Consider the following 26,268-nt stretch of genomic DNA (forward strand, 5'->3'; position numbering starts at 1 on the left):
TTTCAGGAGATAGAGGACAGAAGCGACCGGGTCCGCGCGGCCAGCGTCGTCGCGCCGCCGTCCGCCTCTCGCGCCAGCAGCGCGGGAATGGGCGATGCCTCTCCCTCGTTCTTTGCCGTCAGGGCGGTCATACCAGCCGCAATCTGCAAGAGGTCTTCGCGCAGGTCCGCGTCGTCGGCCGGATCGGACGCCATGAGGCGGTCGATGAAGGCGCCGGCATCCGCCGCCAGGCGCTCCGGCGTGGGGATACCGGGCGGCGAGAGCAGCATGGTCTCGTCCGGCGCCGGAAGTGCGATCGCGTCCTCTCGTGCCGTGGTCGGCAGGCCACCATCATCAGCCGCCTCTTTCGCAAGGGATCGCGGCTCGATCCCCGCAACGCGCAATGCCGGCATTGCCGCCGCCAGCTCCGCCGTCATCTCGCGAACGCGCGTGGTGAGGCGGTCGATTTCCGCGCTGCTGCGTTCCAGATGGGTTTCCCGGTCGGCCAGCAGCCCATTGGCGGTCGTCAGGCGGGATTCGAGCTGCTTTGCCCGGATCTCGTGCTGCGCCAGCTTCAGTTCCAGCGCCTTCGCCTTCTCGCTTTCCCGCCGCCGCTCGTCGCGCAGGGTTTCGCGCTCATCGCGCAGGCCACCGGCTCTTGCATGAAGTTCATCGACTTGCGACGCTTCCGCAGCCGATACGGCGCGAACCTCGTCGAGTTCGGCGGAAACGCGATCGAGCTGGCGCGCCAGCAAGGCCGCCTGCTCGGTCTTGGAGGCGTAATCCGTCTCCAGCGTGCCTAGCGCATTCTTCAGCCGCTCGATATGCTGTTCCAGAAGCCGGATGCCGGAGCGCAGGTCTCCCGCCTCTCCGTTCATCTCGTCCATCTGAGCCCGAAGCGCCTCATTCTCGGCGCGCACCGTCCGCACGTCCTGCTCGGCCTTCTCGCGGGCCAGCATAAGGGAGATCGCCTTGTCGCGCTCGCGCTTCAGCGTCTGGCTGGTGCGCACGTTCTCCGCAGCATAGATCGCGCGCGCCGCATCCTTCTGAGCCCGCACCTCCTGTTGCGACAGCGGCGTGGTCGCCTTCAGCCGGTCCTCCGCAAACCGCACGATCCGCCGGTGGATGACGGGTGCGACCAGCGCACCGAGAAGGATCGCGGTGAGAAAGCCCAGGGCGAACAGCAGTGCAAATTGGATCACGCGGAGGTCACTTCACAGACGGTTGGGCAAGGGCACCCGGCCCTCGCGCGTCATTATTCGCGCTCGGCCCTGGATTGGCAAGCGCTGGACCGGCAAGCAGCAAGCCAAGTACGGTCAGAAAGGATTCCAGGTCGGCTGCTGGGTCAGCTTGAGGTAGCCGACATTGATGCCGAGGCGGGCGCCGACGCCGGTTCGAATAGGGACGAGCACGATATGCTCGTCCGTCAGCACCGTCATGCCGACGCCGGCCACGACATAGGCCGAACCGGAAACGCCACCGAACCGCTTGTAAAGGCCGGGCACGCTCGGGAGGTTATAGACCAGCATCATGATGCGGCTGCCCTGACCGCCTGCATCGAGACCGAGCGAGGGACCTTGCCAGTAGACGCTGTGCTGACCGGCATTCTTGGTGTTCAGGCTTCCCTCACCATAGGTCAGCCCGGCGACGAAGGCGCCGGAGCCCTCCTGCCCGAGAATATAGCCGTTCGGCAGGCCATAGCTTTGGAACGCCCGCTCGACCACCTTGGCAAGACCGCCGGATGTGGACCCGAAGAAGCCGTGTCCCGCGTCGACGATTTCCTGGATGGAATATTGCGACGTGTTGTTGGCGGATTGCGCGGCAGCGGTGGAGACGGCGACGCACAGCGCCAGCACGCCGAACACGACGGCTTTCACGGCAGACAGCAGACTGCACCGCGAGGAACGGGCGGCAACGTCTCTCGACGGCGCAAATTTCGATCTCGGCAACATCGCATCCTCCGTTATCCCAAGGCCGATAGGGTATCGGCAGGAGCAGGCCGCGCCTGTCTGAGGCCCCGGCCCGGGATTCCGCCACTCTGAACCCATCATCTTAACAATTGGTTTACCAAACATGGTGTCATTATGGCCGGACTGGACACGCCACGTCCGCGCAATCTTCACCCTCTAGACCATAGCGGAAAACTGCCCGCGCGATCCCGTCGCGCACCGGGACGATCGGCAAGGGCGACCTTTAAGGACATGACGATGGAAAAGAATCCGAACCTGACCCTGACCGGCCCCGATCTCGCTGCCCTGCTCTGCAGCCGTGTCTGCCACGACATCATCTCGCCGGTCGGCGCCATCAACAACGGCCTGGAGCTTCTGGACGAAGGCGGCGCCGATGCCGACGCCATGGACCTCATCCGCACCAGCGCGCTCAACGCCGCCGTCCGCCTGAAGTTCGCCCGCCTCGCCTTCGGGGCCTCCGGCTCGGTCGGCGCGTCCATCGACACCGGCGAAGCGGAAAAGGCAGCGCGTGACTTCGCCGTGGTGGAAAAGAAGACCGAGATCACCTGGACAGGCCCACGCGTCATCATTCCGAAGAACCGCGTGAAGCTGCTCTTGAACCTCTTCCTCATCGCCTACGGCGCCATTCCGCGTGGCGGCTCGCTGGATGTGACGCTGGAAAACCCGGAATACGACGCCGTCTTCAAGCTTGTCGTGCGCGGCAAGATGATGCGCGTACCACCCAGGCTTGTCGAACTTCTCTCCGGCACGCTGGAAGAAGCCGTCGATGCCCATACGATCCAGCCCTATTACACGGTTCTGCTGGCAGACGAAGCCAGCATGAAGATCGAGATTCTCCCGGCCCCGGAAGAGATCGTCTTCTTGGCCTCCTCCATCTAACACCGAACGTCGCCGTCACTCTTCGCTGCTCCGGTAACGGTTTGTTTGCCAACGACGCCTTATAATCCCGAGACGAGCGTACACCTCCGGTCTCGCAAGACAGATCCTGAGAGTGCGCAACTGGACGTTGATGCAGCGCCAGGGCGGAGATCCGCCTTCGGCCTTGCGTCGAGGTCTTCCGTTCACGGGAATGAAAGGGCAAGGAGCTCCCATGCAGCGCTTGATGATCGCCGACGACTCCGACGTGGTGCGCAAGGTCGGAAAGCGCATTCTCTCCGGCATGGGCTTTCTCGTCTCGGAAGCCGCCAACGGCCTCGAGGCCTTGGCGCGATGCGAAGCCGAGCTTCCCAACATCATCATTGTCGATGCGGGCCTGGATGGCGCGCTGGAACTGATCGCCAACATTCGCGTGATGTCCGAAGGCAAGTCCGTGCGCATCTACTACTGCGTCATCGAGGCAGACCTGCGCAAGATGATGGCAGGCAAACGCGCCGGTGCCGACGATTTCCTGCTGAAGCCCTTCGACCGCAAGATCCTGACCAGCGTCTTCGGCGCCTATGCCGCCGCGGCCTGACCCGAGTCCCCCTTCGGGCTTCCCCTCCCCTATCCGAGATCGGCCGCCCGCAAGGCGGCCTTTTTCGTGTCCGCGAGATGCGAGCGCTTTCCAGACCGCTGAAAACGAAAAACCCGCCACGAAGGGCGGGTCGGTCATTTCCGGTAACGGCGAGTTATCTGGGCCGCTAACGGCGAACGCTCTTGGCCGATGACGGCGATCCTGCACTGCGGGATGCATGATCGCCGATGGCTCTCAAAACATCCTCGATATCAGGCGCTTTCGGCGAGATCGCCTTCCGGTTCGCGCAGCACGTAGCCACGGCCCCAGACGGTCTCGATGTAGTTTGCGCCGCCGGCAGCGTTTGCCAGCTTCTTGCGTAGCTTGCAGATGAAGACGTCGATAATCTTCAGTTCCGGCTCGTCCATACCGCCGTAAAGGTGGTTGAGGAACATTTCCTTGGTCAGCGTCGTACCCTTGCGGAGCGAAAGCAGCTCCAGCATCTGGTATTCCTTGCCCGTCAGGTGAACGCGCTGCCCGCCGACTTCGACGGTTTTCGCATCCAGATTGACGATCAGCTCGCCGGTCGAGATGACGGACTGGGCATGACCCTTGGAGCGGCGAACGATCGCATGGATGCGCGCCACAAGCTCGTCCTTGTGGAACGGCTTGGTCATGTAGTCGTCAGCCCCGAAGCCCAGGCCACGAACCTTGTCCTCGATGCCGGCCATGCCGGAGAGGATGAGGATCGGGGTCTTCACCTTGGAGAGGCGAAGGGTCCGGAGCACCTCGTAGCCCGACATGTCGGGCAGGTTGAGGTCGAGCAGGATGATGTCGTAGTCGTAGAGTTTGCCGAGATCGACGCCCTCTTCACCGAGATCGGTGGTGTACACATTAAAACTCTCAGACTTGAGCATCAACTCGATGCTCTGCGCTGTCGCGCTGTCGTCCTCGATAAGCAGAACCCGCATGTTTTTGTCCCCTTTTCCGCAGCTGAAAGGTCGTGCAAGGCTGCCTGACGCTAAACGGATCCAGTCGTTGCCTGATTTGGAGCTTGCCACCAAATGGTTAACAAATTCTGATTCCCTCTGGCAAGGTGCACAGCATTTGTTAAATATATTTCTCAGCCCCTTGATTTTGTTCGTTTTTGATAAAACGGCTTTCTCACCCTGAAGGTGAGCGAACCACCTTATCGGATTCCAGAGACTCGCCAAAACACCAAAGCGTCACATTTCGCGTTGGCCATTTACCGGGCCTTAAATGATCGTCCCTAGGATTAACTATGCCCGTAAACGAAACGTTACCAGCGGTAGGCATTTGTTAAGATCGCTGGGGTTTTTTCGCGGAGCCGCAGGCATGAGCCTTCGGTAAGGGTTGCAAGTGAGATGCCGGGTCTCGCACCGCGGGAGTATTGCGTATGAAGTCACGTGAGAGCCTTGTCCGCCTGAAGGAATTTCAGGTGAAAGACAAACAGCGTCAACTGAAGCAGCTTCAGATGATGATGGCTGAATTCGAAAGGATGACCAAGGATTTGGAGCATCAGATCGCATTCGAGGAGAAAAAGTCTGGCATTTCGGATCCGTCCCATTTTGCCTATCCGACCTTTGCAAAGGCGGCCCGCCAGCGGGCCGACAATCTGCAAGTGTCGGTTCGGGAACTGAAAGTTCAGCAGGACGCGGCAGAACTCGCTCTGGAAGACGTCCAGGCCGAATTCGCCAAGGCCTCCGCACTCGAAGAACGCGACGGTCTCGTGCGCCTGCGCGCCTGATCCTGATCTGCCGGCCGTCAAACCTGACCGGCAGTCCAGCCTGACGAACGACGCCGCGCCTCGCTCCGAAGCGCGGCCGTCGTCGTTGTGCTTTCCATTCCCGTCTTTCGCCGACGACCGCGCTTTCTCGCGCGACCGAACGACACATGTGACGAACGTAAGCCCACGAACTTGCGCGAAGCCTTCCCGCGGCCAGATCTTCCCGCGGCCAAACCTGGCTGCAGCGACGTCTCGAGGCTCGCCGGCGCTGACGCGCGCGGCCGTTCCCCCTCCTCACCTCGATCGAACCGCGCCCATCACCGGAATCCAAAACGCAATCGAGCGGCCGCGACGAAGGTCGCGACCGCTCGAGCCGATTGATGACGCCCTGATGTTCTCAGTGGCGATATTGCTGGATGCGCGTCGTGCGCAGCCCTGCGAGACCGTGATCGGTGATCGAAGCCTGCCAGGACAGGAACTCCTCGACCGTCAGCGTATACCGCTCACAGGCCTCTTCAAGGCTCAGCAGGCCGCCGCGAACGGCTGCCACCACTTCTGCCTTCCGTCTAATCACCCAGCGCCGCGTGTTCGCCGGGGGAAGATCGGCGATCGTCAGTGGGCTGCCATCCGGGCCGATGACATACTTCACGCGGGGTCGTACCATTTCGGTCATTGGACTCTCTACACATACTCAAGACCATATTCCGAGAGCCTAGCCTGCCACATTTAAGATTTGCCTAAGCTCGACGGCACAATTTATCCATCATTCGAATGACTTGCCGCAAAGGGCTCCTCCGATGCGGAAAGAAGGGTTCTTTCCGCCTTCAAGGCATGACACCGCGCCCCGATTGCATCGGCCCTCCGCACACCGCAAAGCCGTGGAAATCCGGCATTGCGCGAGGACTCCGCCGCATAGCTGCCATGCGAAAGCAGCGGGTAGGAAACGTCGTAAGATTTTCGTACAGATCGCGGCGAAGCAGCAGCATGCGGCGCGTCCGCAGCGGGCATTGATCGCATTTTTCGTCGTCACGGGGCCTTGGACGGTGCCCAAGACAGTGCCGCGAGGGCACGACGACGTCGGGAAACTGCAGGATATCAGCCTCGCACCATCGTAGGCTGCGAGATTTCACGCATGCGCATCCCTGGATGCCATCACGGTATTTTTCCGTTAGACTGCGACGGCCGATGCCGCCCGGCGCGCCCGCCCGATGAGGTCGAGACGCCGGACGCGCAACAGAACCGTTGCATGTGCAGACGGAAGGATGCGGAAACAAGGAGCCGGCCGAGCCGGCAATGGTGAAGACGCAATGCCTGACGTCGATGAAACGGTGAGCAGCGGGAGATCGAGCCTGCTCTTTCCGACCCCGGATCCGTCCTCCGTCCAGACGGAATACGAAGTCCTGCGCCTCATGCGGCAATGCGCCGCCGACTTCGGCTTCGACAACTTCATGATCGTACGCGCTCCGGCTGGCGACCAGCAGAATTTTGCCGAACGCCTCGTCGTCAGCAGCTGGCCCTCCGATCTGGTGCGGGGCTACGACGCGCTCGACATTTTCCGGCTGAGCCGGCTGGTGGAGGAGCTGCGCCACACCAAGTTGCCCGTGTTCAATGAGACAGCCACCCTTCTCGGCCTCCACGGCAAACCCGTGACCGCCGTCGAGATCACCCCCTCCATGGCGTTCACGCTCGCGGTGCTGCTGCACACGACCTATGCCGATCCCTTCATCGTTACGCTGTCCGGCAGCCGCGACGCGCCGGAAGGCATCGAGGCGGCAGAGCTCTATTATATCCTTTTACAGCTGTTCGAGCGGCTGGAGCGCTCCATGGACGCCGGCGTCACCACGCGGGAAAAGCTTTCCGCCCGCGAGATCGAATGCCTCCGCTGGGCCGCTGCCGGCAAGAGCAGCGACGAGATCGCCATCATCCTCGGCATCTCCGCCTACACCGTCAGCAGCTACTTCAAGACCGCCGCCCGCAAGCTCGACGCCGTCAACCGCATGCAGGCGATCGCCCGCGCCATGCGGCTGAAGATCATCTGACGGTTTTGTGCCCCGTCGCCGCGGCTTGCGCGGTGCGCATCGGCAGCCGCACGCAGCAGTGCTTGTAGACCCGGCCTCGACCTTTTATATTGGCGTCAAGCAAGGTGCAGGCGCGAACGCCGCGCCGGTCATCCGACAGAATCGGACCATCTCTCGTGAACAGCCTCGATTTCGACCGCAAGCCTGAAGATACCCGCGTCGTCGTTGCCATGTCCGGCGGCGTCGACAGTTCCGTCGTCGCGGGCATTCTGAAGCGGGAGGGCTACGACGTCTTCGGCATCACGCTGCAGCTCTACGACCACGGCGCTGCCGTCCACCGCGCCGGCTCCTGCTGCGCGGGCCAGGATATCGACGACGCCCGCCGCGTCTGCGACGTGCTCGGCATTCCCCATTACGTGCTCGACTACGAGCAGCGCTTTCGCGAAACCGTCATCAATCCGTTTGCCGAGAGCTACATCGCCGGGGAAACGCCGATCCCCTGCGTGGCCTGCAACCAGACGGTCAAGTTTGCCGACCTCTTGGCGACCGCCCGTGACCTCGGCGCCGATGCGCTGGCGACGGGCCACTATATCCGCTCGCGCGCCAATCCGCAGCCGGGCTTCCCCGGCCGCCGCGCGCTCTACCGCCCGACGGACGCCGACCGCGACCAGAGCTACTTCCTGTTTGCGACCACGCAGGAGCAGATCGATTACCTGCGCTTCCCGCTCGGCCACCTGACCAAGGCGGAAACGCGGGCGCTGGCCGAGGATATGGGGCTTGTCGTCGCCAAAAAGGCCGACAGCCAGGACATCTGTTTCGTGCCGCAGGGCAAATACAGCGACATCGTCTCCAAGCTGAAGCCGAATGCGGCGCTGGCCGGCGATATCGTCCATCTCGACGGCCGCGTTCTCGGCCGCCACGAGGGCATCCTGCACTACACGATCGGACAGCGCCGCGGCATCGGCGTCGCCACCGGCGAGCCGCTCTATGTCGTGCACCTCGACGCCCGCTCCTGCCGCGTCATCGTCGGCCCGCGCGAGGCGCTGGAGACACGCCGCGTCCAGCTGCGCGACATGAACTGGCTGGGCGATGTGGCGCTCGAAGACCTGCCGGCGGAAGGCCTTGCCTGCTATGCCAAGGTCCGCTCCACCCGCGTTCCCGCGCCGGCCCTGCTCAAGGTCGATGCGTCGGGCATCACCGTGGAACTCATGGAAGGCGAAGCCGGCATCGCGCCCGGACAGGCCTGCGCGCTCTATTCCGGCCCCGGCGAAGACGCCCGCGTTTACGGCGGCGGCTTCATCCTGCGCTCGGAACGCGAACCCGCCGCCGAACAGGCCCTGCGCCACCTCCTGGAAACCCCCGCCGCCGCCTGAACCCGGCGACGGCCAGCCCTGTCCCACAAGCGCTCGGCCCTCGCCCCGCACATCCTCCGGCTTTTTTTCCACCATCGCTTGACACCCCCCTGACCCACATCTTATAAGCCGCCCACCGCAAGCGACCGACCAAAGGTCGCATCCGGCGGCGGGGTAGCTCAGGTGGTTAGAGCAGCGGAATCATAATCCGCGTGTCGGGGGTTCGAGTCCCTCTCCCGCTACCAAATTGCGCAATTTCCATAATTTTGCATGAACGAGCCATCAGCCTTGATAAGGCGTGTGCCGCTGTAGCCGGTTGTAGCCGGACGCGACTTTTTGCAGTTTTGACACGAGGTTTTGCAGAAATTTAGTTTTGCAAACGGGCTGTCAAAACGCCTTCAAAGCCCCTTCACATCTCCAGCGCAACTCGACTAGCCACTACGGCTTCATTACCCGATCACACTCGTAGGCGAAGGACGCAAGCTCCCTTCGTGATGATGGGTCCGTCACAGCCTCGATCATCCGTCGGCCATTGGTCTGGATAGTGACAATCACCCCCTGGAACTGCGTCTCGCAATAGACACCCTTGGCGATAGTCCTGCATGGCAGAGACTGGCGCGGTGAGCGTTTGCCGTTCAGCGTCCCGGATACTGTCATGGATTTCGGCTTTAATTCGACGTGGCGCGTTGCTTTCACGAGTTGCCCATTCAGATGTCCGCCGATCGAGCGGCACTCGGCCGCTGCGGCTCCTGAAGCAACAGCGCAAAATACGACGAGCCCAATACCCATTCCCATGATGCCGTTCATCTGCCGCTCCGTCTGTGAACAATCAACTCGCGAGCAGCTGTACCTTTGCCGCCGGCAACCGAGTAGAGCAGATCCACATCCACGAGGTCAAATGCAGCAAATAGTTCGCGCGTCTGCGGAACGTCGTTAATCGATAGGACGAAATTCCCCTTCAGCCTACCCAGCCGTTCGGCCATCACCTCAAACTGATCACGACCGAACAGAGCGGCGCCATAGTCACCCTCGCTGCCGAAGTATGGCGGGTCGAGATAAAAGAGCGCGCCCGGCAGATCATACCGATCGATGAAGGCCAGCCAGTCGAGGTTCTCGATCACCACACGGGCAAGCCGCTCGTGCACGTCCTCGAGGACAGGTGCAAGGCGCGTGAGATTGAACCGAGAGCCGCCCTCGTGCACCACCCCGAACGTCTGACCGGATACCTTGCCGCCGAAGGCAAGCTTCTGGAGATAGATGAAGCGCGCTGCGCGTTCGAGGTCCGTCAGCGTGGAGGGGTCACACGCCTTCAAGCGCTCGAACTCGCGACGGCTGGTGATCTGGAATTTGAGGCAATCCATGAACTGCGGATAGTGCCGTTGAAGGATGCGAAACAGGTTCACGACGTCCCCGTTTCTGTCGTTGATGACCTCGTGGCGAGGCGCCGATCGGCGACGGAAGAAAACGCCGCCCATACCGACAAAGGGCTCGGCGTAGGTCATGTGCGGGATGTTGGCGATCATCTTGACCAAGCGCGGCGCCAAGGTCCGTTTCCCACCGATCCACGCGGCCGGCGGCTGGGTATTAACTACGTCTCTAAAGCCGTCTTCAAAGGGCATTTAAAAGGTTCTCAGAATCATGTCACAGAGGGCTGCCTCGAAAGAGGTCTGGGTGTGACAGTTATCCGTAATCGCTGTCGGAAGGGTCTCGCGTCGAAACTAGGCCCGTCCTCGGAGGCTTGCCTCCGGCACCTGGTGCTTGGCTCGCGGAGATCCATCTGAGATCTCCGCAAGCCGTGTCGCTGAGGTATCAGTTGATCGTCTGTTCCGCTGTCTCTTGCACAACCGGCTCGGCCGCGACCGCCGCTTCCGGCCGGTTCGGGTTGAGCTTGCGATCGACATATTCAGGCTCGTACTTCTGGAGCAGGGCATAGGCCTCCGTCAGCTGGGCCGAAATCGTGTCGAAGCCCTGGGCGAGCATATCGCACTCGTTCTGGAGAGCTTCGTTACGGCGCTTCATCGAGTTGATCATCATGTGCATGCTAAGTTTCCTTGTGAGGTTGTTCTGGATGGAAAGTCGGGATCGGCGTGTCATTCGGCCGACCAGTTGACCTCGGCGGCTGCGGTGATGGCCTGTGCGGTTTCTGCCGCCGCAATCGCCTTTTTCGCGGCCATACGCTTGGCCTCGACGCCTGCCGAGATGTGCTGCCATCCCGTGAAGGTATCGACGATCTGCTGTGCCTTCTCAGCCTTGGTCATCCCGTCGGCTTCGGCTTCAGCCACGATGTGAGGGATATCCGCGTCCGGGACGCCGGCGAAAGCGACCTTTGCGCGAGCCTCATCGAGCTTCTGCTGATAGGCCATGATCTGACCAAAGCCCGGCGTGATGAACTGCATCCGGTATGCCTCGGCCGCGCGGTCGATCTTCACCACGGCCTCGACGCGCAGCGCCTCGATATCGACCTCAGCAGCTGGCGGGCTCCATTGGTCGATGTAGGTTTTCAGGCTGTCCGGGATTGACGGCCAAGCGTCGGCAAAGCCGTCAAAGAGGGCGTCCTCGGCCTTGGTCAACTGACCCCGCAGAGCCTCGCCGTCCGGGCCCGCCAGCTCGATCAGCATCTTGTTTGCGGTCTGATACCAGAACTCGGATGCGCTGAGGATCTGCTGTCGGCCGAGCCAGATGGCAGCGGCAACGGCCCAACGCGAGGGCTTCTTCTGTTTCAGGCTCTCAACGACGCCGTCGGCCATAGATTCATACATGCTGTCGATGCTGTACATCGGGTGCTCCGTGCTTGTTTTGGTGGGTGTGACTGGTGAAGAAATATGAGCCGGCCCTCCTCAAACCGACTTGTTGAGGAGCGCGCCTGCGGCGGTGCTTCTGCCAACGAGGATCGAAACGCCGGCGTCCACCGGGCGGATGCGCAGCCGGTAGCCAAAGTTGCCGGCGTTTCGGCGCATGTAGTAGAGGAACGTCGTCTTGCTGGCGTTCAGCTTGTTGAACGTAACAGTCGTCTGCGCGACCTCCTGTGCAGCTCCGCCGGCAACGACTTCATAGAGCGTCATCTCGACGTCAGTAGACGACAGTCCGCCCATGACAGTGCAGCGAAGCCTGCAATCGGCGAAGATCAGCAGACTGTCCTGGTCGGTGATGGATACGCCGACGAGGCTGTTGATCTGAACCTCGTTCGTGCCCGTGATCGTGTTGCCGTTGGTCTGCGCATCGATGTACGCCATCGACGATGCACGGGAGGCGAGCTTGTCATATGTTACGCCACCGACCGTCAGCTTGTCCGTGCTGATCGATCCGGTCTGAAGCATCGCCGTCGTGATAGAGTTCGCTGCGATCTTGTCGGCCGTGATCCCGCCGTCAACGATCAAATCGCCACCATTGCGCTCGAAGCAGCCGACGCCGCCGAAGTAGACATTCCCACCCGTCGTGTCCCGCTGGACGAACAACTCGATAATGGCGGATGCCGCTTGTCCAGGGGAGACAAGGTTTGCAACGAGCGGCCCCGTACCGCCCGAACCCCTGTTGCCGGTATTGAGGTAGTCGACGAAGCTGGCGATGCCGCCATTGGCATCCAGCCAAAGGACGCGGATCATGGCGTTGAAGTTGTTGTTCGAGTAGACGGCCCCGGTGAACCGATAGGCCGTGCCTCCCTTGACCGGGAATGACCGGCTCTGGCAGTTCGTGTAGCCGCCAGACCCCCAAGGCCCGGCGGTAAAGGCCATGCCGTTGTAAGACTGAAAGAGGCCGTGATCGCCCCAGACGATCCACCCCGGAATGGTGCCGACCCACGCATCCGTCGTCGTCATCTGGTTGTCCGGGACCAGATTGTTAAAGTCGGTGATGACAAGCTGCTTGGCGGTGATCGATCCCGCCGCGATCTCGCGCGCGCCGAGGGTGTTTGCCTGCAGCTTATCGCCGGTGATGACACCGCCCTGGATGTTCGCCGCCACGATTGCATTCGCAGCGATCGTGCCGGCTGTCACAGCGCCAGCGCCGATCTTGCCGGCAGTGATGGCATTGGCCGCGATCTTGTCGGCGGTGATCGCGTTGGAGGCGATCTCTGTGGCGCTGATCGTGCCGACCGCGATATGGCCGGCGCCGATCGTGCGCGCATTGATCTCGTAGCCGGTGATCGTGGACGCAAGGAAGCTGTCGGCCGAGATGGTCCGGACAGCGATCTTGTCGCCCGTGATCGTGCCGCCAGCGATCTTCGCCGCCGTGATAGCATTCGCCGCCAGCTGGTTGGTGGACACCGCGCCGGCAGCGATCGTCGCTGCGGTCACGGCATTGGCCGCAATCGTGCCGGCTGTCACCGCATTGGCCGCAATCGTGCCTGCGGTGATCGCATTTGCGGCGACCTTGCCAGCGACAACCGCATTCGCAGCGATCTTGTTGGCCGTGATCGCATTGGTGACGATGTTGCCTTCCTGGATGAGGGTAACACCCGCGATAGACCAATCCGACGGCTGCGTCTGGTTTGCCCCAGCTTCAGCGAAGAAGAGGCGAGCAATCCATGTGTACGAGCCAGACCCCGAAGCCGGTGTGTTGCCGATGACCCTGCAGAACGGTCTTGCGAAGACAGCGTCAGCTGGGGACGTGGCGATCACGAACGCGCGCGTCATGCGTTCGAGATGCTTTTCAGGGTTGGATCCAGTGTTGTTATTCCAAGCCGTAACTGCCTGGCCAACCACGGCTCCGGCAACATTGTAGAACAGGATGAACATCTGAAAGCCACCGCCACGGTGACCATTCATGTAGCAAGAGAACTCGTAGCGCTGGTTGGACTCGACGGGGTATTTTTTATCCAGATTGGTGGCTTCGGGATTTACGGAAACCACATCCACGTACTGGTTGTTGTCGTTCCCTGTGTTGATGAGTTCAAGACCGCCGTCGATCGGAACCCACGTTGTATCGACGCGATTGATCGCCCACGTCCCGCCCATTGGGTTGGCGCGCCAACCGGTGAGGCCAGCACGGAAATCCGAGTTCTCCAAGAGGTTGGTGCCTTTGCCGACCGCGAGTTTGTCAGCGGAGATGGCGCCAGCTGCAATCTTATCAGCAACCACGGCGCCGGCGGCAATCTGCCCGGCCGTGATAGCACCGGCCGCGATCGTGCCTGTCGTGACGGCGTTCGCAGCAATGGTTCCAGCCGTGACCGCATTCGCCGCCACCGTCCCAGCAGTAACCGCGTTCGCTGCAATGTTGCCGGCAACGACGGCGCCAGCAGCAAGCTTTCCCGCCTCAACCGAACCGCCCGAGATTTTTACGGCAGTTATCGCGTTCGCTGCGATCTGGTTTGCAGTGACCGCGTTTGCCGCAATTTGGTTCGCCGTGACGGAGTTTGCCGCCAGATGGACTGTGGAAATCGATCCATCGACGACCAGCTCGGCACCCTCCGCCTTCCGCAGAGAAATGCGATCGATGATCAGGTAGCGCGTCGTTGACGGGCTGTGGTGGTAGATCTGCACCTTGCAATAGGTGGCAGAGCCAGGGACCTGCGTCTTGCCGGAGCGCTTGTCCCAAGCGGCGGGAATGGACGCGTTCCCCTGGACGTCGGTGTACTGCGGCGACGAGAGCGCTGTCTTGTTACGATCGAACCACAGGATGCGGTAATAGAAACCGAAACCTGAAGATCCGTCAGTCGTGCGAACGGACACATCCCACGCCAGCCAGTCACCGGACGTCACCGGGATGAAGTCCTTCGTGACCATGTTCATTGAGATGGAGCCACCGGACCCGCCGTTGACGCCGTTTTCCAGAACAAGCGACCACCGACCCGTTTGTGCGTCACCGACCCAGAGCCAGATATTTGCGCCGCCCGCACCGGACCCATTGTACATCGGATAGTTGGCGTCCCAGACCGATGTGAGCGCGCCTTGCTCAAACTGACCGTCGGGAATGAAGTTCTCGAAATCCGCCAGGATTAGCTGCTTGGCCGAGATCGCGTTCGCGGCGATGTTATTGGCCACGATTGCGTCAGCGGCGATTTTTCCCGCAACCACGGCGTTTGCCGCAAGCTCATTCGCAGTGACGGCGCTGGCCGCCAGCTTTGCAGTCGTGATGGCACCGGAAGCGATTTCGGTCGCGGAGATCACGCCCGCCGCGATCTTTCCGGCGACAACCGAGTTCACAGCCAGCTTGTCAGACGTCACCGCAAGGGCATCGAGCTTTACCGTTGTGATGGCGCCCGAAGCGATCGTTCCGGCAGTGACGGCGCCAGCAGCGAGCTTGGCCGTCTCGATCGCACCGGAGGCGATCTTCGCGGCCGTGATGGCATTGGCCGCGATCTCATTGGCCGTGACAGCATTGGCGGCGATCTTGCCAGCTACGATGGCGCCAGCGGCGATCTTGTTCGCTGTGATCGCATTGGTGACGATATTGCCCTCAGAAATCAGGGTAAGCCCGCCCTCGCTCCAGGGCGACGGCTCCGTCTGATACTGCGTCGCCTCACCAAAAAAGAACTTGGAGAACCACGTGTAGGAGTCCGTCCCATAGGTGACGCTGTGTCCCATGCAGCGCAGGAAGATGCGGACATGCGTCGTGCCGGCCGGAGCCTGACCGACCACGAATATGCGCTCGTAGTTTGAAAGCTGGCTGCCGGGATCTGCATTCTGGTGCGTTGGCTTGTCGGCGAACGTGTAGCCGATCGTGTTGCCGCCATTGTTGAGATACTCGATGTGCAGGCGTGCGTAGTCGGATCGATGGCCGAAGACATAAACCGAAGCTTCCAGCCATGTCCCTTGAGCGACCGCCCACCGCATCGACATGGCGGTGTTGGCCGGATCGAGCGGGAAGACGTCCAGGAACTGCCCGTTGTTTTGTGCTCCGGTTTGAACCGCGCGGAACGAGCCGCCGATCGGCGAGTACTTGTCACCGCCCTTGTCGAAGACCCATGTTCCACCGGAAGCATACGTGCCCCAATTGGTGAGGTCCGCCTGGGCGTTCGAGTTGTTGATCCAGTTCGTGCCCTTGCCGACAGCGAGCTTGTCGGCCGTGATGATACCGGCCGCGAGGTTACCGGCAGAGACCGCGCTGGCTGCAATGGTGCCAGCCGTGATGGCATTCGCAGCCACGGTACCGGCAGTGACGGCGCCGGCCGCGATTGTGCCGGCCGTCACCGCGTTGGCGGCGATCTTGCCAGCAATGACGGCGTTCGCGCCGATCGTCCCGGCCGTCACGGCGCCAGCGGCAAGCTTGGCCGTCTCGATGGCGCCGGCGGCAATCTTCACTGCGGTAATTGCGTTCGCAGCGATCGCGTCGGCCGTGACGGCATTTGCTGCAATAGCGTCGGCCGTGATGGCGTCGGCCGAAACATGACGCGCAATAATCGCGCCATCGACAATCAGGGATGCTTCCGCCATCTCGACAAGCTGGATGTCGGAAATCAACCAGTAGCCTGCGGCATCCGTTCCGGTATCCATGTAAGGAACAGGTGTTGCCGTCTGTGTCCTGGAGCTGTCCGTCTTGAAGCGCCACTCGATCGTTTTGCCGGCAGCTGCCTGATACCCGGTGTCCGTTGCAGAAGCGATCACGCTCCCGTTCGACGCGGAAATCGACATATCGTTGATGACAAGGGCATTGAAGTTCTTGTTGCAGCCGACGTTCTTCACGATGGCCGATGCGCGGTACCAAGTGTCCGGCGTCAGGGGAAAACCGCGCGCGATCCAGCCGTGGATGCGCGGCCCGGCGTTCGCCGCCGCCAGAGCAGCATTGAACTTCATGGCGCCGGAAACGCGCATCGCTGCGACCTGGGCATCCGCACTGGAGACGAATGTCACGTAGGGAGCGTTCGGAGCCCAGTAACCCGGATCTCCGTAGAACCGGTCAAGAATAAGGCTTGCGCCGACTGCGTTCGCGGCGATCGACATCTTGGAAGCCGTGATCGCGTTGACGGCAATCTTATCGGCAATAATCGAATTCGCCTGCAGCTTCGGCGTCGAGATCGCGTCATCTGCGATCTTCGTGTTGGTGACGGCATTGGCAGCCAGCTTGGCAGCATCAACCGCGAGCGCCGCAAGCTTGGCATTCGAAATCGCGAGATCGGCGATCTGCGTTCCAACGAGCTGCCCTGTGACCTTGGCCGCCGCAAGCGCCGCGATCTGCGTATCGGTCAACTGGCCCGTGACCTTGCCGGCCGCGATGGCTGCGATCTGTGTGTCCGCGATCGTGCCGCTGATGTCTGGAGCCGCGACACTCGAAGTCCACGCGGACCCATCAAACCGGTAGATCTTGCTATCGGTGCTCAGAAACACGACACGGCCTGCCGTATTGCCAGACGTCGGAAGCGAGGCGACCGTTTCCACGGGCTTCAGGCCTGTGCCGAACTTCGCGGCCGTGATGGCGGCATCGGCGATTTGACTTGAGACCAGCGTGCCCGTGACCTTGGCTGCTCCGACGGCCCCGATCTGTGCATCCGTCATCTGGCCGGTCACTTTGCCGGCCGCCACTGCGGCGATCTGTGCGTCGAGGAGCGTGCCGCTAATGTCGCCGGCAGCAAGTGTAGAAACGAACGCCGTGCCATTGAACCGGTAGAGCTTGTCGTCAGTCGTGAGGAAGACGATGCGGCCTTCCGTGTTGCCGGTGGTCGGCAGAGTGCTGACAACCTCGATCGGGCGCAGGCCGGCGGCGAACTTTGCCGTTGTGACGGCGCCGTCGCCTAGCTTTGCGGCAATGACCGATCCGTCTGCAAGTTTTGCAGCGTCTACGGCGAGAGCCGCAAGTTTGGTATTCGTGATCGCCAGATCCGCAATCTGCGAACCCGCCAGCTGGCCGGCCACCTTGGCGGCGGCAACCTGAGCGATCTGCGTATCCGTTAGCTGGCCGGTGATCTTGGATGCGGCCAAGCTTGCGATGTTCGCTTCGGCGATTGTGCCATTGATGTCCGTCGCGTCTACCGTCGAAATCCAAGCCGTGCCGCTGTAGCGATAGAGCTTGCCATCCGTTGTGAGGTAGGCCGTGCGGCCAGCGGTATTGCCAGTCGTCGGCAGCGCCGAGACCACTTCAACAGGACGCAAGCCGGAAGCAAATTTAGCAGCCGTCACTGCGGCATCCGCGAGCTTCGCGGCCGTGATCGCTGCATCACTGATCTGCGTTCCGACGATGGTGCCCGTCAGGTCAACCGTCGGTACCGATGCCGTGTAGGCCGAGCCATTCCAGCGATAGAGCTTGCCGTTGACCGTGATGACGTCCTGCGTCTTCGTGGTTGGAACGACAGTGCCCGAAATGACACCGACCGGCGCGATGCCGCTGGCGAACTTCGTGGCATCGACGGCCTGCGCCGCCAGCTTGTCGCGCTCGATCGCCGCGTCAGCGATCTTCGCGGCAATGACCGCGCCATCCATGATCTTGCTGACTGAGACCGCAGCGTCAGCCAGCTTGGCCGTGATCACAGCGCGATCGGCTAGGATCTGTGCCGTGACGGCCGCTACCTCAAGCTTCGCAGTCGAGACGGCAGCATCGGCCAGCTTCAGACCAGTGACAGCCGCATCCATGATCTTGTTGGCCGAAACCGCAGCGTTGCCGATCTTGCTGGTGATGACGGCGCCGTCGAGGACGTCGGCCGAGGAGAACCCGATGTTGGCCGTCGTCAACGGGATCCACGCCGAGTCTTCCGTCTTGCGCGAAGAGTACGGAACGAGCTTTCCCTGCACCTCGTATTCCGTCGCCGGCCAGAGCCACATTCCGCTCAAGGTCCATGCGCTCGACGTCGGCCCGTAGGGGAACTGATCGCTTTCGAACACGAGGGCGCCGGTCGCCTTCAGGCGAACGCGGACCAGGACGCGCGCGACGTCAGAAAGATTGGCGGCGCACGACACGATGATGACCGGCCGACGGCTTTTACCGTCTGGGTCTGTGAGAACATCCGCGCGAGCTTCCCAGCCGGTCATTGGCTGCGTCGGCACATCGATGCGGCCGATCCAGCCGCTCGATACGACCTCCTGCATGGTCCGCACCCAATCGTAGTCGGTCGGGTCGATCTCCTGCAGGGTGACGATCTGGTTCATGCCCATCTGGCCACGGCGTTCCGTGACGAGGAAGCGCTTGTTCACATAACCATTGTGCTGCGACGTCCAGGCGACGACGTCGATGCCGGCCTCGAGCACATAGGCCATCGGCGGCATGGGCACCTGATGACGGCGGAAGCGGCGCGCCTCAGCCAAGATCGCGCGCATGAGCTGCTGGACCTGACGATTGTGCGAGGTGGCGCCGAAGGAGATGTCGGCAAGGTTACGCTTGCCGTCGAGAACCTCGAAAGCGTCATTTCGAACAACCGGCGCATCTTTGGCAACCCACGCCTCTTCCGGGTTCGGATACTTGCCCGTCACGCCGTTGATGGTCAGATCGACCGACGGGAACGGATCGAAGCCTGACGGTTCCGTGATGAGGGTGTCGGCGTCCGAGAAACCAAACACGGCTCCACCGAAGATCCCGTTCTTGATCTTGAAGACGCCGCCCTGATCCGTCAGCCGTCCGTTCTGAGCCTTGCGAAACTCCTCGATGACAGTGAGCGGCGGCGTGTCGCCGGTGATCTCGTAACCGCCGCGCCACTGCGGTTCTGTCGTTTTGTCCGCCCGCTCAACCAGACGGCCAGCCTCCTGGCATGCCGCAATCCAGTTCGAGGATGGCAGCCGCAGGGCGTTGACCTTCTGCCCGCCATAGAACCATTCGCCCTTGTAGCGAAGGCCTCGCAGGACGTTGTAGGTCATCACGCCGAGGTTATAGGACGGCTCGTGGGTGCTCTGATCGTCCCAACGATGAGTGCCATTCCCACCGTTCGTGCTGTCTCTGCGGATGTCGTAGAGCGGCAAAGGCGCCGGCTCGAACAGCACCTTCGGCTGGCCCTTGAAGTAATCGCGTTCCCAGCGATAGGTCATGATGGCGTAGGGAATGCCGCGACCGATCATGGTCGCGTCCCACGGCCGCTTCTTGTCATCCTTGAACGTTTTGACGAGGAAGGGGTCAGCGACCGTCTGCGAGCCGTCGTAGAACTTCACCCAGCAGTAATCGTGAACGTTCCCTTCGCTGTCGCGATATTCCTTCAGGGGATAGCCGCGCCCGAAGACCGTGTCGGGCTCGTTCCATAGGATCGTGCACTTCTCGCCCTCGATCCAGATGCCGTCGAGACCCGAGACCGGCAGGTTGCCTAGCTCGATGACCTCGGTGAAATAGGTGTTCGGCGTGTCGCCGTCGTAGTTTCCCCACGTGCCGTAGTATTTGCGTTTGCCGCGCGTAGCGAACTGGCCGATCGTCGTGGAGACCGGCTTATCGTCGCCCACCTCTGCCTGGATTTTGGCGCCAACGGGCGGCGGCGCATCCGGCGCTGTTGCCATCGAATAAAGTGTCGTGGCGGCCGCCAGTGCCAGACTGACGACGGCATTGACGATACCGGAGCCACTAATGACGGCGCTGAAGACGCCGGCAACCGCGCCGATCAGCGGCCCGGCCGCAGCCGGGTCAGGCTGCAGCAGGAAGAACGTCAGGGCGGTTGTGGCGAGAGCGGCTTTCTTGAACATCAGCCCACCCGAAAGGCGCGAACCGCCTTCTCTCGATCGACCGTCGCCAAGCCCCCTTCGCCCATCACCCAGATCCGGTCGAAGTCGAAGACACCGAGCACGTGGCGGAACTGCGTATCCGTGGGGATGGCGGCGATATCGCCCGTCTGCGCATCAACCGGATGCTCGTATTCGGGAAGCAATGACGCGGCGAAGTCGGCCAGATCATCAAAGCCGGCTGCGCGCATCAGACGATAGGCCGAGGCGGCATCGTGATAGTCCCCCTGATCCGGTACCGGCAGCTCGGCGCCCGTGATGGCCGTCACAGCCGCGATCGCCAGCTGACCGCAGTCGTTCTGCGCCCATGAGAACGGTTTGCGGCGCATGTCGTTGAAGACATCGCAGAACGGTCCGATCCAGAGTTCGCGGCGCTTAAGCTCGATCATTCTTCGCCCCAAGGTTCGATCCAGTTGGCAACGGAGCCGGCATATTTTCCGAAGTTATCGACCTCGCCATTCGGCCCTTTGCGCTTCTTCTGTTCTTCGGCGCTGGACTTGGCGGGGTTCGGCCGGGTCAGGTTGACCACGGCGTCGTTGACGAGGCGGATCTCCAGCACTTCGCCGCCGCCGTCTTCAGCAGCCGACTGTATGCCTGCCCCGTCGATGACGCCGAGGTAGTCGTTCTCAGGCATCGACGGGATCTGCCGCGTCTTCGGATCGAGAAGCACAACCCAGATCTCAAGCGAACCGGCACGGCAGTCGAGGCCCCGCGCCATGTCTTCGACGGCCGGGTTCAGCATCGTCATCGACACTGCGCGGGTGTTGACCTCGAGCGTCGAGGTGCTGATGCTTTCGCCCACGTCGAGGTCAACCTGCCCTTGGAAGGTGCGTGCGTAGACCACGCCGTCGATCAACGAGCGGACCTCGACCGTGATCGGCCGATCGCCAGACCAGAAGTTCTTCGTCTCCAGCGTGGTGTTGCCGTTCGCGTCGGGATAGGTGCGCGCGATCACGGATACGAACCAACGCGGCACGATGCCGTCCTGGGGTGCGTTCTGGAGCAACGCGAAGAAGGCGGGATCGACTGTCTTCATGGCTTTTCGATCGCAGTGAAACCGGCGCCCTCGGTCAGGTGACGGCGCGCGCGGCCGGGCATGTGGCTGTCAGGCATGATGACCATGCGGCAGGCCGGCCGGGCGAAGATCGTGTTGGCGTTTACAGCCAAACCGTCGGGCACATTCGGGTAAATGCTGAGGACGGGCGTCACGCCGTCGCTGCCCGCAACGCCGCGCTCGGAGATCTCGAGGAAAGCGTATTGAACGGGATTGCTGCCCCACGACACCTGAAACTTGTCCGCGATCGTGAGGACGTATCCGGCCGGAAACCCTTTAAAGCTGACCGAGCGACGATCCGTGCCGATCGTGGCGATCTGGATGACACGGCTGCCAAGGATGGTGCCGCGCGGATCCATCGCCGGATAGGGCGACAGCGGGTCGAACATCCAGAATGCTTCTTGGGCACCGCGAAGGGCGCGGATCAGGGCGGCATACTGTTTCATTTCCGCGCTCGAGCGGCGATCGAGTTCTACCACGGCACGCCAAAGCGGGTCCGCCATCTCTGCCTGCCAGATGCGACCACTGGACTGTCCAGACAGGCTGTCACGCCGTTTTGCACCCCACTCGACGCTGGAGATGGGCAGACGATCGGCGAACGTTGGAAGGCTGTAAGGGAAGCTATGGGTCATTGGCCCCTCACATACGGGCGCTTCTTGATCTGTTCGAAGCGGGCCGGCAGGTTCTTGTCGTAGGCGCGAAGGCCCTTGGCAACGCCGCGATCGACGGCGTCCTCGATGTCGCGATCGCCGCGCGGGTTATCGACGTAGACGTTGATTTCGGACTTGCCGGAGCCTGCACGATCGTTGGCAGTCGACGCCATCCTGCTCTGGCCCTGCGAAGGATAAACCGACGCCGGCGCTCCGATCTTGGCGACAAATCCACCCTTGTCGTAGCCGCGTCCGGAGTTGAGCCCATCCAGCATGCGCCGAACGCCTGGCTGCGCGACCACGCTGGCTTTGACAACATATTCCTGACCATGGACGAAGCCGGCTATATCGCTGCGCCCGCCGTTGCCGGTGTAGCCACCGACGTCGAACAGACCCTTGCCCGGATTGTTGACGGCCCAATTTGCCTGCGCACCGTTCGGTACGAAGTTTGGAAGGAACGCCGTCAGCAACGAGCCGAAGAGACCCCCGCCGCCGCCGCCGCCAGACGGGGCCGGCGGAAACCAGTTGGCTAAGTTCTGTCCTGCCTGCCCAAGGCCTTCACCAAAGCCACCTAGACCTTTGACGGCTGACGATGACGCACCTGCAAGACTGCCAACAGTCGTGCTGGCGTTCTGTCCGGTAGTCGCGAGCTTGTCTAAATTGCCGTTCGCGTTTCCGAGAGCCTCATTGAACTTATCAACATAGGCGTTTCCTGTGGTCCCGAGGACGTCGGCACCTCGACCGCCTTTACCAACAGAACCCGGTCCCCCGAACCAAGCCTGCGCGGCGCCCGAGGGACCGTACTTATCGACGTAGCCGCCGAAGCGGTGATTGAAAATGGCGTCCTGCGCAGACTTGTCTCCAAGGAATTGCGACGTAGACAGCCGGCGCCCTAGTGCAGCCTCCGACCATGGACCGATGTTGTTGCCCATCATCTGATAGGCGCCATAAGCACGGTCACCACTCCGGGTGATAGGACCGAGCGCGCCGTAGTTGCCACTGCTCTCGATCGACTGGATGGCCTTGGCGTAGGACGAAATATTTCCCAGCGGTTCGCGCGTGACAGGGATCAGCGGAGCTGCGTAGGACTCGAAGCCGCTTGCTTTCGGCGTGTTCTGATTGGCCGCGACCGGCGCACCTTTCAGGAAACGGCCGAGCACATCCGACAGCTCCGGACGATCGCCGCCCAGAAGCATGTTCTTGATCGAGTTCGTGCCCAGCTCCTGGAAGAACTTGCCGACATCGCCGAGGAGGCCATTCAAAGCACCTTTGAAGTCCCCTTTAAGAAGCGAGCTGAAGACATTGTCGATCGCGGTCTCGCCGGCTGACTGAAACATCTGCCAAGCAGCTGTCGCCTTTTCGACCTCGATCGTCTGGTTGGCGATCTCACGTGCATTGCGCCGGATCTGTTCGGCCTCGGCCGACAGAGCCGAATAGCCGCGTGCCCGGATCATCTGCTCGGCTTCGAGAACCGCCAGCGCCTTTTCGCGTTCGGCCGTGCTGGCGCCGACGAGTGTCTTCTCAAGGCGCAAGCGCTCCAGATCGTCGTCCTGCCCCCTGATGACGTCGATCGCGCCGGCGCGGCGTTGCTCAAGTTCGCTGGCAGCGGCTGCGTCCTTGGCAGCCGCCAGCGCCTCGGCCAGCTTCTTCTGTTCCTCGCCCTGGGCAGCCGCCGCAGCGGCGGCAAGCGGGCGGAGCTGGATTTCCGTGCGCAGAAGAGCCTCGGCTTGGCTCGCCGTGATATTGCCGGCCGCGACCTGATCGTTAAGGCGGCGCCGTGCTTCGACCTCCTCGACCAGCTCGGCCGACTGAAGGCGGGAGGCGGCGAGCGTCTCCTGGATGACGCGGTTGCGTGCAGCGGCAATGCGGGACGATGCCTCGGCCGTGGTGATTTCCTCACCGGCCAGCTGCAGGCGCTCACGATCAGCCATCAGGCCCGCGAGCACGATAGGGTTTCGCTCCGTCTGAATGCGGATGTCGAGCGCGGCAAGCTGATTGGCGCGCTCCTGCGCCGGGATCAAGGTTTCCAGCGCACGCTTCTTGGCGTCGATCGTTGCCGTTATGTCGGCGCGTTGGCTGTCGAGAAGGCCCGGCGCATCCAGCCCGCTTTGCGCCTTGACGAGGCTGTCCTCAAGATCGCGGCGGGCGCGGGCTGCCGCCGTTGCCGGGCTGGCGTTGGCGGTGTCGAGTGCGCCTCGAGCAGCGGCACGGCGCTTTTCCTGTTCGCGATCGCGCGCTTCGTTGCCGCGCCGCTCCATGTCTTCCTGGCGAAGACGTTCCAGTTCGGCCCGACGTTCCTCTACTTCGCTGTCAAAGCTGCCATCGCCGAAAATGGTGCCTTTGCTCTTCTGCTGTTGCCGAAGCGCAGCGGCGTACAACTCAGTTGCTTCGCTCAAAGCGTCAGCCGGCGATGGCCCGCTCAAAGCCCGATCGATGGATTTCCCCATCCAGTCGTAGGCATCGCTTGCGGCCTTTGACACACTGTTCCAAGCACGACCAAGCGCCGTGGTCGCTTCGCTGGCGTTAGCCAGCCGGCCTGGAAGAGCAGCCAGCAGGACCTGCTGCGCTTCGGTGAGCCGGTTCTGTGCCGTCAGGCGGCGCGCATACTCGGCCGTCGCAGCATCGATCAGCCCATACTGGCGATAGAGGGTGTCGATCGCCTTGGACGGATCTGCGAACATCTCGGCCAGTGCCGCGCCCGCCTCATCGGCCGACACACCGATCGTCGCGCCGAAATTCTTGCTGATCGCGATCAGCTGCTCGAAGTTCTCCGAGGCGATCCGGCCGGTCCGTAGGAACTGCGCTTCCATTGTGCGGGCCGACGCGACGGAGATCCCGGCCGCCGCTGCGCCGTTCTGAGCCGCCGCTTCCATGCTCGCGGCACTGCCGGCAGTCGCGCGACCAATCCCGGACGCTGCGGTCTCGACTTCCTTGATGGAGCCGAGATAGTCGTTCCAGGCCATGGCGCCGAGGACGACGGCCGCTGTCGTGCCGGCAATACCGACCCGCAGCGGCGTGATCGCGGCCATGGCTGCCTTGGCGGCATTTCCCATGCTGCCGTAGATCTGCATGGCCTGCGGACCCTGCTGTAGAATGACCTGCGAGATAGGCATGCCCAGCGCCAGCGACTGGACGGTGTCCACGCCCTGCGTGAAGAGGTTGGCCTGTTGGTCCGGACGCAGGCCCTTGCTACCCGCGATGCCCTTGCGCGACTGGATCAGCCCGAGCGTCGCCTGACGCTCGCGGCTGATCGCAGCCGTCATTTCATCATGCGAAATCGCACCGACCCTGTTGGCCTGACGGATGTCCTCGATCGTCTTGCGATAGGTCGTGAGAGCCGCATAGCGCGGATTGTAGGCCTGCCGCAGCCGATCGCGTTCGTCCATGAAGGCGGTGATGTCAGCGCTGCGGTCCGGCTGGATCATCTGCGACTGGACGATGGACTGTGCGGACTGTTTGCGTCGGGCAGCAAGGCGTTCGGCAGCACCTGCCTGCTCTTCCATGGCGCGGGTTTCGCGGATCCTCGCATCGATGGCGGTGGACGCCGAGATCGCGCCGACGCGCTCGGCCTCGTTAATGTCGAGCAGAGCCTTGCGATGGCGTTCCATCAAGGCGAACATCGGATCGAACCGCGCCTGCAGGCGGTCCATCTCCTTCAGGTACGCCTCGATATCGGCGCCACGGTTCGGCGTGATCGTCCTCGCTTCAACGATCGATTGCGCCTGCTGCTTCTGGCGTGCCGCAAGCCGCTCGGCGGCACCCGCCTGTTCCTGCATCGCGCGCGTCTCGCGGATCCGCGCCTCGATCGCGGTGGAGGCCGAGATCGCGCCGACCTTCTCGGCGTTGGCGATATCGGTCAACGCCTGCCGATGGCGCTGCATGACAGCGAACATCGGATCGAAGCGCGCCTGCAGCCGGTCCATCTCACGGCCATACGCGGCGATATCGTCCAACTTGGTCGTGTTGTTGTTGGCAGCTTCCTTGAGCTTGCCGAGTGCCGTGGTGACGGCCTGGACCTTCGGCGCGACCGCCTCGGCCTGCTTGCCGATCGCCGCAACGGCATTGCGCGCTTCCGTGCCGCCAGACTTGGCGCCGGAGGGATCGACGGTGACGCCGATCGCGATGCGATAGGCGGCCGTCATTCCTCGTCATCCTCGGCGGAGGCCGGGTCGCCGTCGTTGAAGAGCGGCAGCACGGCGTCCTCGATGACGCGAAGATCCCGGAACACGTCGGGCTCATAGCCCTCGGCATCGAGCACGATCTTGCAGGCGGCGTAGTCGAGGCCAATGAACAAGACGCCGTTCTTGTTCGACGCCGCTCTCCACTGCGTCGAGCACGCGATGAAGCCGGAAAGACTGGCGGCGTTCTGGATCACGAGGGCAATCTCATCGTCGTTGGGTTCAGCATCGTCATCGTCCATGACGAACGTCACGCCGAGCTTCTGGGACTGCTGGCGGAGATCGTCATCGATGATGGTGGCACGGGAGGGATCGACGCGACCGAGGCGG

Annotated in this window: 19 protein-coding genes and 1 tRNA gene; 6 read left to right on the plus strand and 14 right to left on the minus strand. The window is 62.3% G+C overall.

Annotated elements, in window-relative coordinates; translation table 11 throughout:
• Window positions 1–2: 2 nt before the first annotated feature.
• Window positions 3–1,181, minus strand: a complete 1,179-nt coding sequence (locus GA0004734_RS16965; RefSeq protein WP_092935531.1) for a hypothetical protein — start codon at window positions 1,179–1,181, stop codon at window positions 3–5.
• 114 nt (window positions 1,182–1,295) lie between these two features.
• A complete protein-coding gene (locus GA0004734_RS16970) occupies window positions 1,296–1,931 on the minus strand; it encodes a DUF1134 domain-containing protein (RefSeq protein ID WP_092935532.1) in 636 nt (211 codons plus the stop codon).
• A 255-nt stretch (window positions 1,932–2,186) separates the two neighbouring features.
• Between GA0004734_RS16970 and GA0004734_RS16975 the strand changes: the two genes are divergently transcribed.
• Together GA0004734_RS16975 and GA0004734_RS16980 are read left to right on the plus strand one after the other, a co-directional pair.
• Window positions 2,187–2,828 (plus strand): histidine phosphotransferase ChpT, encoded by a 642-nt coding sequence (locus GA0004734_RS16975; protein ID WP_092935534.1) that lies wholly within the window; start codon window positions 2,187–2,189, stop codon window positions 2,826–2,828.
• 211 nt (window positions 2,829–3,039) lie between these two features.
• Window positions 3,040–3,402, plus strand: coding sequence for a response regulator (locus GA0004734_RS16980; protein ID WP_092935536.1), 363 nt, complete (start codon window positions 3,040–3,042; stop codon window positions 3,400–3,402).
• 251 nt (window positions 3,403–3,653) lie between these two features.
• On the opposite strand, the gene ctrA is transcribed toward GA0004734_RS16980, so the two are convergent.
• Complete coding sequence (gene ctrA, locus GA0004734_RS16985; RefSeq protein WP_056339603.1) at window positions 3,654–4,352, minus strand: response regulator transcription factor CtrA; 699 nt, start codon at window positions 4,350–4,352, stop codon at window positions 3,654–3,656.
• 446 nt (window positions 4,353–4,798) lie between these two features.
• On the opposite strand from ctrA, the gene GA0004734_RS16990 reads away from it, so the two are divergent.
• Complete coding sequence (locus tag GA0004734_RS16990; protein ID WP_092935538.1) at window positions 4,799–5,149, plus strand: flagellar export protein FliJ; 351 nt, start codon at window positions 4,799–4,801, stop codon at window positions 5,147–5,149.
• Window positions 5,150–5,525: 376 nt separating this feature from the next.
• On the opposite strand, the gene GA0004734_RS16995 is transcribed toward GA0004734_RS16990, so the two are convergent.
• Window positions 5,526–5,801: a CtrA inhibitor SciP gene (locus GA0004734_RS16995; protein WP_092935541.1), complete on the minus strand. Its 276-nt coding sequence runs from the start codon at window positions 5,799–5,801 to the stop codon at window positions 5,526–5,528.
• A gap of 634 nt (window positions 5,802–6,435) precedes the next feature.
• On the opposite strand from GA0004734_RS16995, the gene GA0004734_RS17000 reads away from it, so the two are divergent.
• The 3 genes from GA0004734_RS17000 to GA0004734_RS17010 all read left to right on the plus strand — a co-directional run bounded on the left by GA0004734_RS17000 (window position 6,436) and on the right by GA0004734_RS17010 (window position 8,743).
• Entirely contained in the window at window positions 6,436–7,167 is a 732-nt protein-coding gene (locus tag GA0004734_RS17000; RefSeq protein WP_092935543.1) for a helix-turn-helix transcriptional regulator, read from the plus strand.
• A 155-nt stretch (window positions 7,168–7,322) separates the two neighbouring features.
• Window positions 7,323–8,519 carry a tRNA 2-thiouridine(34) synthase MnmA gene (gene mnmA / locus GA0004734_RS17005; protein WP_092935545.1) on the plus strand — a complete coding sequence of 399 codons (1,197 nt, stop codon included), beginning with the start codon at window positions 7,323–7,325 and terminating at the stop codon, window positions 8,517–8,519.
• A 147-nt stretch (window positions 8,520–8,666) separates the two neighbouring features.
• Window positions 8,667–8,743: transfer RNA gene (locus GA0004734_RS17010), tRNA-Met, on the plus strand.
• Between the two features lie 193 nt (window positions 8,744–8,936).
• On the opposite strand, the gene GA0004734_RS17015 is transcribed toward GA0004734_RS17010, so the two are convergent.
• The 10 genes from GA0004734_RS17015 to GA0004734_RS17060 all read right to left on the minus strand — a co-directional run bounded on the left by GA0004734_RS17015 (window position 8,937) and on the right by GA0004734_RS17060 (window position 26,192).
• Window positions 8,937–9,305 (minus strand): hypothetical protein, encoded by a 369-nt coding sequence (locus tag GA0004734_RS17015; protein WP_092935547.1) that lies wholly within the window; start codon window positions 9,303–9,305, stop codon window positions 8,937–8,939.
• A complete protein-coding gene (locus tag GA0004734_RS17020; RefSeq protein WP_092935549.1) occupies window positions 9,302–10,117 on the minus strand; it encodes a DNA adenine methylase in 816 nt (271 codons plus the stop codon). The genes GA0004734_RS17015 and GA0004734_RS17020 overlap by 4 nt, the downstream gene beginning before the upstream one ends.
• A gap of 190 nt (window positions 10,118–10,307) precedes the next feature.
• Window positions 10,308–10,538, minus strand: coding sequence for a hypothetical protein (locus tag GA0004734_RS17025; RefSeq protein WP_092935551.1), 231 nt, complete (start codon window positions 10,536–10,538; stop codon window positions 10,308–10,310).
• 50 nt (window positions 10,539–10,588) lie between these two features.
• Window positions 10,589–11,275, minus strand: a complete 687-nt coding sequence (locus tag GA0004734_RS17030) for a hypothetical protein (RefSeq protein ID WP_092935553.1) — start codon at window positions 11,273–11,275, stop codon at window positions 10,589–10,591.
• 60 nt (window positions 11,276–11,335) lie between these two features.
• On the minus strand, window positions 11,336–20,020 hold the full coding sequence (locus tag GA0004734_RS17035; protein WP_092935555.1) for a beta strand repeat-containing protein: 8,685 nt from the start codon (window positions 20,018–20,020) through the stop codon (window positions 11,336–11,338).
• On the minus strand, window positions 20,020–20,445 hold the full coding sequence (locus GA0004734_RS17040; RefSeq protein WP_092935557.1) for a DUF6950 family protein: 426 nt from the start codon (window positions 20,443–20,445) through the stop codon (window positions 20,020–20,022). Before GA0004734_RS17040 ends, GA0004734_RS17035 begins: the two co-directional genes overlap by 1 nt.
• Window positions 20,442–21,092, minus strand: a complete 651-nt coding sequence (locus GA0004734_RS17045) for a hypothetical protein (protein ID WP_092935559.1) — start codon at window positions 21,090–21,092, stop codon at window positions 20,442–20,444. Before GA0004734_RS17045 ends, GA0004734_RS17040 begins: the two co-directional genes overlap by 4 nt.
• On the minus strand, window positions 21,089–21,742 hold the full coding sequence (locus GA0004734_RS17050) for a hypothetical protein (RefSeq protein WP_092935561.1): 654 nt from the start codon (window positions 21,740–21,742) through the stop codon (window positions 21,089–21,091). The genes GA0004734_RS17045 and GA0004734_RS17050 overlap by 4 nt, the downstream gene beginning before the upstream one ends.
• A complete protein-coding gene (locus GA0004734_RS17055; protein WP_092935565.1) occupies window positions 21,739–25,902 on the minus strand; it encodes a phage tail length tape measure family protein in 4,164 nt (1,387 codons plus the stop codon). Before GA0004734_RS17055 ends, GA0004734_RS17050 begins: the two co-directional genes overlap by 4 nt.
• Window positions 25,899–26,192: a DUF1799 domain-containing protein gene (locus GA0004734_RS17060; RefSeq protein ID WP_092935567.1), complete on the minus strand. Its 294-nt coding sequence runs from the start codon at window positions 26,190–26,192 to the stop codon at window positions 25,899–25,901. Before GA0004734_RS17060 ends, GA0004734_RS17055 begins: the two co-directional genes overlap by 4 nt.
• Window positions 26,193–26,268: the final 76 nt, after the last annotated feature.

The organism is Rhizobium sp. 9140 (genome assembly GCF_900067135.1).
Taxonomy (GTDB): domain Bacteria; phylum Pseudomonadota; class Alphaproteobacteria; order Rhizobiales; family Rhizobiaceae; genus Ferranicluibacter.